The 12,298-nt window shown below is 73.2% G+C and carries 12 protein-coding genes and 1 pseudogene; 11 read left to right on the top strand and 2 right to left on the bottom strand.

The features are described from left to right. Positions 1–471: 471 nt before the first annotated feature. A complete protein-coding gene (locus tag FNQ90_RS03760) occupies positions 472–801 on the bottom strand; it encodes a hypothetical protein (protein ID WP_182604949.1) in 330 nt (109 codons plus the stop codon). A 478-nt stretch (positions 802–1,279) separates the two neighbouring features. Between FNQ90_RS03760 and FNQ90_RS28355 the strand changes: the two genes are divergently transcribed. From FNQ90_RS28355 to FNQ90_RS28635, 3 genes and pseudogenes are all read left to right on the top strand, one after another. After that, positions 1,280–1,588: a hypothetical protein gene (locus FNQ90_RS28355; RefSeq protein WP_323379763.1), complete on the top strand. Its 309-nt coding sequence runs from the start codon at positions 1,280–1,282 to the stop codon at positions 1,586–1,588. A gap of 182 nt (positions 1,589–1,770) precedes the next feature. Further along, a complete protein-coding gene (locus tag FNQ90_RS03750; RefSeq protein ID WP_182604947.1) occupies positions 1,771–2,283 on the top strand; it encodes a hypothetical protein in 513 nt (170 codons plus the stop codon). A 49-nt stretch (positions 2,284–2,332) separates the two neighbouring features. Then, a pseudogene (locus FNQ90_RS28635) lies at positions 2,333–3,299 on the top strand (transposase family protein). Between the two features lie 120 nt (positions 3,300–3,419). Here the strand turns inward: FNQ90_RS28635 and FNQ90_RS03740 are convergent. Next, the gene (locus FNQ90_RS03740) at positions 3,420–5,393 is read right to left on the bottom strand and encodes an AAA family ATPase (protein ID WP_182604946.1); all 1,974 of its coding nucleotides are present in this window, start codon (positions 5,391–5,393) and stop codon (positions 3,420–3,422) included. A gap of 241 nt (positions 5,394–5,634) precedes the next feature. Here FNQ90_RS03740 and FNQ90_RS03735 point away from each other — a divergent pair, with 241 nt between their 5' ends. The 8 genes from FNQ90_RS03735 (at position 5,635) to FNQ90_RS03700 (ending at position 12,160) form a co-directional block, all read left to right on the top strand. Beyond that, positions 5,635–5,910 (top strand): hypothetical protein, encoded by a 276-nt coding sequence (locus FNQ90_RS03735; RefSeq protein ID WP_143616692.1) that lies wholly within the window; start codon positions 5,635–5,637, stop codon positions 5,908–5,910. Beyond that, positions 5,907–6,926, top strand: a complete 1,020-nt coding sequence (locus FNQ90_RS03730; RefSeq protein ID WP_323379761.1) for a 3-oxoacyl-ACP synthase III family protein — start codon at positions 5,907–5,909, stop codon at positions 6,924–6,926. Before FNQ90_RS03735 ends, FNQ90_RS03730 begins: the two co-directional genes overlap by 4 nt. After that, entirely contained in the window at positions 6,923–7,690 is a 768-nt protein-coding gene (locus FNQ90_RS03725) for a 3-oxoacyl-ACP reductase family protein (RefSeq protein ID WP_143616690.1), read from the top strand. Before FNQ90_RS03730 ends, FNQ90_RS03725 begins: the two co-directional genes overlap by 4 nt. 372 nt (positions 7,691–8,062) lie before the next feature. Further along, the gene (locus FNQ90_RS03720) at positions 8,063–9,331 is read left to right on the top strand and encodes an acyltransferase domain-containing protein (RefSeq protein ID WP_182604945.1); all 1,269 of its coding nucleotides are present in this window, start codon (positions 8,063–8,065) and stop codon (positions 9,329–9,331) included. Beyond that, complete coding sequence (locus FNQ90_RS03715) at positions 9,328–10,821, top strand: FAD-binding protein (protein WP_182604944.1); 1,494 nt, start codon at positions 9,328–9,330, stop codon at positions 10,819–10,821. The genes FNQ90_RS03720 and FNQ90_RS03715 overlap by 4 nt, the downstream gene beginning before the upstream one ends. A gap of 86 nt (positions 10,822–10,907) precedes the next feature. Beyond that, a complete protein-coding gene (locus tag FNQ90_RS03710; protein ID WP_182604943.1) occupies positions 10,908–11,282 on the top strand; it encodes a YybH family protein in 375 nt (124 codons plus the stop codon). Between the two features lie 11 nt (positions 11,283–11,293). Next, positions 11,294–11,722 carry an acyl-CoA thioesterase gene (locus FNQ90_RS03705; RefSeq protein ID WP_182604942.1) on the top strand — a complete coding sequence of 143 codons (429 nt, stop codon included), beginning with the start codon at positions 11,294–11,296 and terminating at the stop codon, positions 11,720–11,722. Between the two features lie 42 nt (positions 11,723–11,764). Next, positions 11,765–12,160 (top strand): hypothetical protein, encoded by a 396-nt coding sequence (locus FNQ90_RS03700; RefSeq protein WP_182604941.1) that lies wholly within the window; start codon positions 11,765–11,767, stop codon positions 12,158–12,160. Positions 12,161–12,298 lie beyond the last annotated feature (138 nt).

Below are 12,298 nucleotides of genomic sequence, written 5' to 3'. Positions count from 1 at the left end.
GCCCTGGACCGGGGGCCATCTGATCCGCTGCCATATTCTTCTGCCGTGGTGAACCGGTGGCGGTCTGTGGGTGATGTCTTCTGGGCTTGGGATCGGGCTCTGGGCGGGCAGCGGCGTCCGACTCGGATCCAGAAGGTGGTGGCTCGACACCCGATCGGTGTCGGTCTCTGCGCGTCTGTTCCCTTCACTCTCCTCTTTTTGTTGCTGTCGCGTGAGGAGGAGCCCAAAGATCCCCTGTTCGCCGTGCTCTTCGGGCTGCTCCTGGGACTTGTCCTCGGACTCACGGCTCTCTCGGAGCGGCTCCGGCAGCGCAGGCTCAAGCGTCTGGGGATATGGGACGGATCTTGAGCGGGGTGGGGTACTGGCGGGGGCCTGTGCCTCGTTCCCCACCCGGCCCTGGTGTTGGTGTTGGAAAGTGCGGATTCGCCGACCATTGGTCGAGGGCTGTGCGGTAGTCGTAGGTCGGCAGGGTCATCGGGTGGCCACCACCACGGGGACCGCGCCGGGGGTGCCGGGGGCGACGGGCCGGTAGGACTCGTAGTCGTCGAACTCGCCCGCACCGGGCGGGGGCCCGAGGAACACGACGTGCCGGTGCTCAACCGTGGGGGCGGGCAGCAGCTCCCAGCCCCGGGCGTAGCCGCACTCAGGGGCGAACGGGCAGGAGGCGGGGCGCTGTCCGGCCCACACGGCCAGGCGCTCGTTGCTGTCGCGGCGCTGCATCCGGGACCAGGCGGTGACCGCGCGCCGGAGGTCGGACGTGACGACCAGGAGGACGTCCCCGTCCTCGCCCAGACAGATCACGGGCACTCCGTAATGCGCGGCCTGGAGCTCGATCTCCTCGGAGCGAGCACGGGGCCGGTGGAATGGGTGGGCCGACCGGGGTATGTGCTCCCGGCGGCTGCCGGGTAGCGTCCCTGCGGTGAATGTTCGCCTCCTCAACGACGTACCCGAGGGCTTGTCCCGACGAGCTCGATGGTTTGTCGGCGTGCACGGCGTCAGGGTCGGTGTTCGGCCCGTCGGGGGTCCCGGGCAGGGGTGGTTTGAGCGGGACGTTCCCGCAGCCGTGATCGACCGAATGACTACCTACCGGAGGCGATGGGGCGGTCTGCTCCTGCCGCCCGCATCGCAGTACGACGGTGGCCCGAAGTACTTCGATCCGCACTCACCCGTATCGGACTGTGCGGGGTGGTGGTTCGAAGCGGGGAGGCAGCGAACCGCGGTCCCCTACTCGTTCATGGTCAGTCCGTCCGGTGAGTTCGGTATTCACGCGGACAGGTGGGTGCCTCTGCATGCGACCGTCGAGGGATGGGTGGAATCACTGGCACTGGCCCATCACGCCTTCCTGTGCGCGAAGCAGGTGACCCGGATCGTCGGTGATGAGGTCGATGGCATCGACGCGAACGGTTACGAGCCGGTGCGGGAGGTGGAGGGCCTGGCGGACACCTGGTGGAGGGGGCCCGACTCGTTGGTGGCGCTCTACACGGGGGAGGCCACGGCCCTCGACTTCCCCCGGGGTCGTGTCGCGTTGATCCATTCCGGTCTGGATGAGTGGGGTCTGCGAGGAGGTGTCGAGGCCGGCGATGGATGAACCCGACGGGCAGCGAGGGTGGATTGTGGCCGCCGTCCCGGGTCGGGTTCGCCGAGCGCTCCCCGCTGCCCGCCCCGGGTGTTCCGGCGGGCGCCCGCCGGAAGGCTGCGGAGCGAAGGCTCGGTAGTGTCCGGGACAGGCCCCGTCCCCGCTCCCGCGGACCGTAACGAGAAGGAGCGCTCATGCCGTGTGGTGATGTCGATGCGTGGCGGCGAGAGTTGCTGATCGCGGGCGGGCTCGTCCGGGACGGGGAGGCTTCCGTCTGCGAGGAGGCCGGACCACGCCACGACCGTTATGTCGAACTGGTGGACATGGTCGATGACACCGAGGGCCCCGCGGTTGTTCATGCGCTGATCGCCTCGCTCCGCGCCGAGGAGGACCACGGCGCCCACGAAGCCGTCTACGGCGCTCTGGAGCGGTTCCCCGGCAAGGACCTCGTCAGGGGCACTGTCCTGGCGGTCCCCGACCTCCTGTCCATTCCCCGCGATCACAGCGGTCAGGTCCTCCAGCTCCTGACTCTGCCGGCCGGTGATGAGGATCTGCGGGTGTTCACCGCTGCCGGCCGGCGCCTGGAACCCGGTCTGCGCGCGGGACTGGTCGCCCTCATCACCGACCATGAGGCCGATGAGTGGCTCGCGGATGAGCGCTCCCACGGTCGGCTCCGGCTCACGCAGGACCAAGGAGTCGGTGCGTGAGAGCGGGTGAGGTGTCGTGCGGGGCAGGTGGCATGATCCGAGTGGGGTGATCTCGGTCGATCGGGCGGTGTCGGCGCGTCGCCTGTTCACGGTGATCTCTCGTCAGTATCTCGCTTGCCCGGTTGAGGAGTTGGCCGCCCCGTTGCAGGCCGGATCCGAGGGTGGTGCCATGCTGCACGAGGCGGAGCCGGGAAGCGGGCCGCAGGGGCCGGCGCCCGTCACCGATTGGTGTTCGTCGACCGGCTGGTGGCCACGCCGGTCCATCTGCGGCACGCCCTGCCGCCATCGCTACCGGTGCCGCTGTTCGGCGTCGACCGTTCCACTGTCATCCGTGCCACGGGGAAGGTCCGTCCGTTCCTGACCGAGCGGGGTGCGCGGTCCCCGACGCCCCCGGCCTGCGTCTGCGGCCCCCCGGGGGGGGCGTGTTCGCCCCCCCGGGCCGTTGGCGTCGAGCCGCGGCTGGACGCCACCGAGGTCCGGTGCCGCAGGCCCCGGTCCTCCGCGGCGGTCGCCGTGCGTCCGTGTCGGGCAAGAGGAAGCAGAACGCCAGGAAGGCCACTGTCATCGCCGACCGGCGGGGCCGCGCGTTGTGGACCGATGCCCTGCGATCCGGGCGTATGCACGACGCCACGGGCGCCGGCGACGAGGGCATCGCCGTCTGCTTCCAGCACTTCCCCGACGTCGAGGTCTCCCTGGAGGACGGCTGTCCCGGGCCGGGACCACCGGGGCAGGCGATCACGCCACCCGGAAAGCCGCGGCCGGGAACACTGCCCGGCAGAGTTGACCGGTGGGAACGCGACCGCCACGACCACTCGCCCGACCGCATCACCGTCGAACACGCCCTCTCCGACCACAAACGCCGGAAACAACTGACGCGCTGGGCCCACCGCCGCGACCGCCTGCCCGACACCCACCGTGCCATCGCCGATCTCGTCTCCGACCACACCAACAACGCCCGACAACACGGCACGACCGAGGCGAACCCACCCCACCCGCTGTCACGCATCAACTCGTAGGACGGAAGACGGACACCCGCTTCAACCTCCGAGCGGCTCCCGGCGGACCCCGCCCGGGGCGCTCCCGGGCCCGCGGGCCGGGGAGGTGCCCGCATCGCCCCGGGCGGGGTCCGGCGGCGGTCAGGCGCGGTCGGCGCCGGTGCGGGAGAGACGGGGGTCGGCGTCGCGGCGGGAGCCGGCGGCCGCACGCTGCCGGGAGGCGACGTGGCGGCGGCGGGCGTCGCTCATCTTCTCGTTGACCGCCTGGCGGACGATGTCGTGGCGGAACTCGTAGATCGCCGGCCGGTCGGGGTGCCGGGAGCCCGCCGCGGTCACCTCGGTCAGGAGGCCGATGTTCAGCAGCGCCTCCAGGGCGTCCAGCGCCGACAGCGTGTCCAGGTCGGCGACGCCCGCCACCGAGTCGAAGGTGAGGGGCGGATCGGCGACGGCCGCGACCTGCAGCAGCCGGGTGGCGTCCCGGCCGATGGCGGCCTGCTTGGCGGCCACCAGCCGGGCCACCGCCGGCGGTACCACGTCGGGACCGGTACCCCGCAGCATCTCCAGCAGCATGAACGGGTTTCCGCCACTGCGGGCGAAGGCGCGGCGGACCGGGTCACCGTGGGCGGCGCCGGCCACCGCGGCGGTCCCCAGCTTCTGCACGAGCGCCCGGGTGGAGGCGAGGTCGAGGCCGCCGAGGGCCACCTCGCTCGCCTCACCGGCGTGTTCCAGCGGCAGCATCGCCTCGTCCAGGCCCACCTGCACCCGCCGCTGAGCGGCCGTCGGCAGATCGCTCCGGGCGGTGAGGACGACGCACAGCCGGGCGTCGGCGGTGGCGCGCAGCAGATGCCGCAGGAGCTCCACCGTCTGCGGGGTGGCCCAGTGGGCGTCGTCGATCAGGACGGCGCACGGCCGCTCGGCCGCCGCCACCAGCAGCAACTGGGTCATGGCCGCGAACAGGATCGGCCGCTCGGGCAGTTCGCCGGGCGGGCACGGCACCCCGAACGAGGGCAGCAGTCGGCGCAGCGGCTCCCGGGCGGCCGGGCTGACGGCGTCGAGCGGGTCCTCGGGCGAGGCCGCGACGTAGCTGTCCAGCGCCTCCACCAGGGGCTGGTACGGCACGGTCGTGGCCGGGTCGCACCGGCCGACCAGCACCAGGCCGCCCTCGGCGGCCACCGCCGCGCCGGCCTCGCGCAGCAGGCGTGTCCTGCCGATCCCCGACTCGCCGGTGACCAGGACGAACTGGCGGCGGCCGGCGGCGGCCCGGGACCAGGCGCCGGCCAGCGTCGCCATCTCGCGCCGGCGTCCCACGAACGGGACCGGACGATGGCCGGAGGCGGGCGCACCGCCGGGCGGGCCTCCCGCCGAGGAGGGGCCGAGCAGGGCCAGGTAGGCGGCCTCGGTCTCCGGGGACGGGTCCGCCCCCAGCTCCTCGGCGAGGTACCGGCGCAGCCGCTGGTACGCACGCAGGGCCTCGCCCCGGTTGCCCATCGCCTCGTGCACCGCCATCAGGCAGCGGTGGGCGCTCTCCCGCTCCGGGGCACGGGCGGTGGCCTCCTCGGCGAGCCGGGCGGCGCGCCCGTGGTCCCCGGCCCGCAGCGCCGCCCGGCCGGCGATCTCCAGGGCCGCGACCAGGTAATCGGCCAAGCGCTCGCGCTGCTCGCAGACCCAGTCGCCCTCGTGCTCGGACAGGAACGGGAAGCGCAGCCGGTCCGCCGCGCGGGTCGCCAGCCGGGCGGCGGTGACCATGTCGCCGGCGTCCAGCGCCGTGTGGGCCGTGGCCACCGCCCCGGTCGCGGCCAGCACGTCGACCACCACCTCCCCTCCCAGCTCGAGGACATAGCGCCCGCCCCTGTTGACCAGCGGTTCCGCCGGACCGCCCGGAAGGGGCTCGACCACCGCCCGCAGCCGGCTGACCAGGGTGCGCAGGGCCGACGCCCAGGTGGGCGGGAGCTCTCCCGGCCAGATGACGTCCGCCAGTTCATCGCGTGTCACCCCCTCGGGGCCGGCCAGGACGAGGCGTGCGAACGCCACCCGGGCCTGTGCGCTCTGCAGGTGCTGCACGGTGCCGGCGCACCGCACGGCCATCGGTCCCAGTATCTCGATCTCGGTCTCCATGTAATGCGCTCCCGAAGCCTGGAAGTGCCTGCGAGGCGTGGATCTGTGCATGCCTGGTGTGCGTGATGTGGACAGCTTGCGGTGCGGTGGTACCAGTGGGGTCCCAGACATGGGGGTCCCGCGCGGGTTCCCGGGACCGCTCGGGTACCACCGCCGTCCCGCTCGCGGGCTTGCGAAACGCTTGCACCGGCACTCGTACGCTCCGGCCGAAAGGCCGATCACAAGGGATCAGGAGTGCGTCATGGAGCTTCCCACGCTCGAGGTGGCCGTCGACCGGTTGGTGGCCGTGAGCCAGGTCAAGGGGTTCGACCCCGACACGCCGCTGACCACGTCCGGGGTCGACTCGCTCGATCTCATGGAGTGGGTCTACGACATGCAGGGACGGTATCCGGACCTGGGGGTGGACGAGTCGGTCGTCGAGCTCGTCAACGACGAGGTCACCTTCCGGAGCATCCACCAGCAGCTGCTGGCCGCCCGTGGTGCCGCCCCGGTCGCCTCCGCGGCGGGTGGCGTGTGACCGGGCAGGCGCCGATGCCCGGCATCGGCATCATCGGGTGGGGCAGGCATCTGCCCGAGGGCATCCTCACCAACGCCGAACTCGCCACGCGGTTCGGGGTGGAGGAGGACTGGATCGTGCGGCGCACCGGCATCCGCGAACGGCGGATCGTCGGACCGGGCGAGACCACCGCCTCGCTGGCCGTCGAGGCCGGCCGGCGGGCGCTGGAGCACGCCGGGCTGCGGCCGGACGAGATCTCCCACCTCATCATCGCGTCGGGCACGCCCGAGCAGCTCTCGCCGGCCACGTCCGCGTTCGTCCAGCGCGAACTGGGCACCTCCGGCGGCGCCCACGATGTGAACGCCGAGTGTGCCAGTTTCGCCTACGGCTTCGTGGTCGCGGCCGGGCTCATGGCGATCGACCCGCGGCCGATCCTGCTGATCGGGACCGACACGCACTCGCTCGTCCTCAACCCCGAGGACCGGGACCTGGGCGTGCTGATCGGCGACGGTGCCGGGGCGGTCGTGCTCGCCCCGCACGACCGCAGCTGGCTGCGCGGCTGGGACATGGGGTGCGACGGCACCAAGACCGACAGCCTCAAGATCCCGGCCGGGGGCAGCCGGCTGCCCCCGAGCGAGGAGACCTTCCGCAGGAAGCAGCACTACGCGCAGATCAAGGGCAACGAGATCTATCTGAACGCCGTGCGCTTCACCGTGGGCTCGGTGCGCCGGACCCTCGCCGCCGCGGACCTCGTGCCCGAGGACATCGACCATCTGCTGCCGCACCAGGCGAACATGCGGATCATCGAATCGATCCTCGAGCACAGCAAGGTGCCCCCCGAGCGGCTGATCACCAACATCGAGTTCTACGGCAACACCGGGGCGGCGTCGATGCCGATCGCCCTCGCCGAGGCGCTCGACGCCGGGCGCATCCGGAAGGGCGACCGGGTGCTGTTCGCCGCGTTCGGGGCCGGCATGGTCTGGGTCACCGCGCTGATCGAGTGGGGCGCCGGCGAGCCGATGGAGTGGCGCTCATGAGCGCCGCCACGGGCGCCCGCCCGGTCTCCGCACCGCGTCCGGAGAAGCCGGTCGCCCTCGTGACGGGCGCCTCCGGGGGCTTCGGAGCCGCCGTCGCGGCCGAGTTGGACCGGCTCGGCTGCCGCGTCGCCCTCCACTACAACCGGGCCGAGGACGGCGCCCGCGAGGTCGGCGAGCGGCTGACCAACGACTCCGTCGTCGTCCGGGCCGATGTCTCCAGTTGGGACTCCGTCAGCGCCCTGCACCGCCGGGTCGTCGAGGAACTCGGCGAGGTCGACATCCTCGTCAGCAACGCGGCCGTCCGCAAGGACGCCCTGATGATGGGTCAGTCGCCCGAGGCGTGGGCGGAGGTCATCGGGACCAACCTGCTGGGCACCTTCCACGTGTGCCGGGCCGTGCTGCCGTCCATGATCAGGCGGCGGTGGGGACGGATCATCAACGTGGTCTCGCCCTCGGCCCTGGTCGCCACGCCCGGCCAGACGGCCTACGCCGCATCCAAGGCCGGGGTGATCGGGCTCACCCGCACCCTGGCCACCGAGTGCGGCCGGCGCGGGGTGACGGTCAACGCCGTCTCGCCCGGGTTCATGGAGACGCGGATGACGGCGAACGCCACCGAGAAGTTCCGCGAGAACCTCGCCGCCAACCTGCCGGTGCCCCGGCTGACCACCCCCGAGGAGGTGGCCCCCGCCATCGGTGTCTTCCTGGACAACGACTATGTGACCGGTCAGGTGCTCAGCGTCGACGGCGGGATCTCCCTCACCTGAGGGCGGCCGAGGCACCCGGCACCCGGCCGTACCGGAGGAGGGGCGATGTGGCCTCTCCCCCGCTGAAGCAGGGGGGTTCGATCCTCGCGGGTCGAGCTTTCCGCTTCACGGCCCGGTGGCCGACCCGAATCAGGGGCGAGGGTTGGTGTGCCGGCCATCGGTGTTGTCCGGGCTCCGCGGGCCCGAGGTCGTGCCGGCCGGGCAGGAGGCCCGATCGGCTTGGTTGTCGCCGACCGGACGAACAGATCGTGTCCCTCCTGCGACGGCGGTTGCGCCGATGTGCTTCACGGGCGCATCGGCGACCCCGCCCTGCTCCGCGGGAGTCCGTTTCCTGCTCCGCGTGAACGCGGGGGTATCCACGGAGGAATCCAGATGACGGTCACCGGCACCGTGCGGGGCGCGGCCCGGCTGCTGTGCTGGGCGGGGGCGGATCCGCCCGGTGAACGCGCCGCCCGGGCCCGGGTCGCCGAGGCGCTGCGCGCCGGCGCCCCGGTGCCCCGTCCGGTGCCGGGGCGGCTGCGCGGGGCGGTGGTGACGACGGCGGAGTGCGCCCTGGAGGACCTCGCGGCGGCCCCGGTGCGGCGGGTCCCGGCCGGCGGGCCACGCCCCGTCGTCCTGCTGCTGCCCGGCCAGGGCTCCCAGTACCACGGGATGGCGACCGGACTGTACCGCGAGGAGCCCGTCTTCCGGGCGGCGGTGGACGAGGTGCTGGCGGTGTGGGGGGCCGAGGGCGAGGCGATCCGCGCCGACTGGCTCGGCTCCCCCGCCGGGGCGGCGATCCCGGTCGACGACGCGCGCCGTTCCCAGCCGCTGCTGTTCGCCGTCGGCCAGGGGCTGGGCCGGCTGCTGCTCGGCTGGGGTGTCCGGCCCGTCGAGGCCCTGGGGCACAGCGCCGGTGAGGTCGTCGCCGCGACGCTGGCCGGGATCTTCACCGTCACGGAGGGCGCGGCCCTGGTGCGCGACCGGGTCCGCGCCACCGTACCGATCCCGGCCGGGGGGATGCTCGCGGTGGCCGCCTCCGTCGACCGGCTCGCCCCGTATCTGTCGGGGCAGGTCGCGGTGGCGGCCGAGAACGCGCCCCACCGGACGCTGCTGGCCGGGCCGCGCGCGGAACTGGCCGCCGTCGCGGCGCGGCTGGCCCGCGACCGCGTGGTCCTGCGGGCGGTCCCGGCCACCGCCCCGTTCCACAGCCCGGCCATGGAACCGGCCGTCGCGGCGGCCGAGCGGGCGTTCCGCGCCTCGCCCGGACCGGGCCGGTTCCCCGTCCGGTCCGGTTACACCGGGCGGCCGCTGACCGTGCACGAGGCGCGCTCCGCGCGGTTCTGGGCCCGCCAGTTGGCCGACCCGGTCCGCTTCGGGCCCGCGCTGACCGCCCTGCTGCGCGGCGGGGACCGGCTGCTCGTCGAGTGCGGGCCGGGCCGGGTGCTGTCCGACCTCGCCCACCGGCAGGACGCGGTACGCGCGGGGAAAAGCGCGGTGCTGTCCCTGCTGCCCGGCCACCGCTCGGACCGCGCCGCGGTGCTCGAGGTCGCCGCGGCCCTGTGGTGCGAGGGCCACGCCCTCACGGTCGACGCCGAACACCTGCCGGCGGGCGCGGGTTTGCGCTCCCCTTGCGACCGGGGGCGTACCAACGAGTCATGACTACGGAGCTCACACGCAGGAGAATCCTGTCCGGCCTGACCGTCGGTGCGGGTGTGGCGGTCCTGGGGTGGAACCCCGGTGCCCAGGCGTGGGCCACCTCCCCCGATCCGGCAGCGGGAATCCAGCAGATACCCGCCCTCGACGGCACGCTCGTCCTCCCCGCCGATCATGCGGCGTTCACCGAGGACTTCGGCCACCTGTTCACCCGCAAGCCGCAGGCCGTCCTGACGCCCGGCTCGGTGGACGACATCCGCAAGGTCGTCCGCTTCGCCCACAACAACCGCATCCCGGTGGCCGTCAACGGCCAGAGCGGGACCGGCACGCAGGACCGCGAGTCGCACTCCCACTACGGGCAGGCCCTGGTGGAGGGCGGCATCGCGATCGATCCCAAGCCGCTCGGCACGATCCACCGCATCGGCCGGGGCATCGCCGATGTCGACGCCGGCGCCACCTGGTCGATGCTGGCCCTGCGGGCCCTGGATACCGGCCAGACGGTGCCGGTCTACAACGACTTCGCCCACCTGTCGATCGGGGGCACGCTGAGCGTCGGCGGCCTCGGCGGCGCCAGCCAGCACCACGGCTCGCAGGCCGACACCGTGGAGTGGCTGCAGGTGGTCACGGGCACCGGCGAGGTCGTCAAGTGCTCCCGCCACAGCAACCGCGCGCTGTTCGAGGCCGTCCTGGTCGGCGGCGGGCAGTTCGGCATCATCGTCCGGGCCGGCCTCCGGCTGATCCCGGCTCCGGCGTCCGCCCGCGCGCTCCAGTACACCTACACCGACCGGGCGGCCTTCCTGCGCGACTCGGTGGCCATCATGCGGTCCGGCGTGGTCGACGACCAGAACGGCTACGCCGAGCCGAGCCCCGGCGGCGGCTGGACCTACCGGTTGGCCCTCGGCCTCTTCCACTCCGCACCCGACCAGCCCGACGTCGCCGCCGTGGAGGCCGTGCTCTCGAGCCACGCGACCCCCGGCCCGACGGCCGACATGACCTACCGCGAGTGGCTGCTGCGCTTCGAGCCGGACTGGGCCGCACTGAAGGCCGCCGGATTCTGGGGCGCCAAGAAGCCGTGGCTGATGATGTTCCTCGGCCCGGAGAACACCCCGGCCTACCTGGACACCGTGCTCGGCGAACTGACGGCCACCCAGATGGGCCCCGGCCCGGTCCGGATCTCCCCGATGGACGCCCGCCCCCTGACCCTGCCCAACTTCATGCTGCCCCAGAGCCGCTCGCACGAGTTCTTCGAGGTCAGTCTCATCCGCTTCCCCGCCCCCAACCACCCTGACATTCCGGGGCTGCTGGCGCAGAATCGCCGTTTCTACGACCGCGCGGTCCGGCTCGGCGCCAAGCGTTACCTCGTCGGTGCCGTGCCGTCGATGACCAGCACCGACTGGCGGATCCACTACGGGAGGCGCTGGACCCACCTGAGGTCGATGAAGCACCGCTACGACCCGGCCGGGATCCTCACGCCGGGCCAGGGCATCTTCGGCTGACCCGGCCCGCGTTCCGTCCGCCCGTCCCTTTCGTCCCCGCCGCCCTTTCCCTCCCCGAACCGCTTTCTTCAGAAAGGAGACCCGCCATGACGGCAGCACGCCCCGAAGACATCCCCGGCCTCATCGCCGCGTCCTTCAATGCCAATGATCCGCAGGCCATGATCGACCTGTTCGAGCCGGACGGCGTTCTCGTCACCCCGCCGGACGGTACCCAGCGGGTGGGTCGCGCCGCTGTCGCCGAGGCCCTGACGTCGATGTTCACCGTCATCACGGCGGCCGACATCACCCTGACCAGCGCGATGCGGAGCGGCGACATCGCCATGACGCACGCCGACTGGCACCTCACGGGGAAGGACGAGGCCGGGGAGCCGATCGACCTGCGCGGCAAGGGCACCGTGGTGTCCCGCCGGCAGCCCGACGGCACCTGGCGGATCCTCTTCGATGACCCGGTCGGGGTCTGAGGGCGGCCGGCATGGAGACACCGTTCAGCGTCCGCATCCGGACCCGCGGCTACGAGCTCGATCAGCAGGGCCATCTCAACCAGGCCGTGTACACCCAGTACGCGGAGCACGCCCGCTGGCGGTTCCTGGACGCGGCCGGCCTCACCCCGGAGGTCCTGCGCGCCGCCGGCCTCGGCCCGGCCCTGCTCAAGTGCGCCATCCGTTACCAGCGCGAACTGCGCGGCGGCGACGAGGTCGACGTGACCTGCGCCCTCACCGGGGGGCAGGGCAGGCTGGTCGAGCTGACGCAGCACTTCCGCACCCCCGACGGGGTCGCGGTCGCCCGTTTCGAGAACGTGATCGGGCTGCTCGACCTGACCACCCGCCGGCTGGTCGCGGATCCCCGCGCCACGATGCGTCAACTGGCCAAGCAGCCCGACCTCCTCGGCCTCGACGGCTGAGGAGCACCGGCGGGCCCGGCGGGACGGTGGAGGGCAGCAGCGATGAACACCCGGTGCGTATCCGGTGTCTCGATCCTGCTGCCCTCCACTGCCGATGCCCGCCGCCGCCCCGCCGCCCCCGCGTTACCGGAACCGACCACCGGCATGGTCCGGGTCCATCACCCGGGCGGCCCGGAGGTCCCGGAACATCGGGACGGCCCGGACGGAGCCGGCGAGGACGCCCGGCGGGCCGTACTGCCCCCGCCGAGCTGCGGCGGGCCGACACCCGGGCGCTTCGCCGCGGACCGCCGGCCGTTGCGGTACGCCCGCCGGCTGTTGCGCACCGAACCCTCCCGGCTCGCCCCCGTCGCGTCCGGCGTCCGGGAGTTCCTCCGCGGGCGCCACGGCGAACCCGCGCTCCACCCCCGCTTCGGTCCGGACCACGGGTTCGGCCTGTAACACCCGGGCGGCATCCGCCCGCCCCCACGCGGGGCCGCCCGCTCGGTGTCGACATCCGACACTGCGCACCCTCCGGACCCGGCCGGGGGCGCCGGGCCGGCCACGCGCCGCCCGCCCCGGCGGACCTCCGCATCGGGC

This window comes from Streptomyces alkaliphilus (assembly GCF_014141535.1).
GTDB lineage: Bacteria > Actinomycetota > Actinomycetes > Streptomycetales > Streptomycetaceae > Streptomyces > Streptomyces alkaliphilus.
The sequence above is the reverse complement of the archived record's forward strand: the minus strand, read 5'-3'. Positions and strand labels throughout refer to the sequence as shown.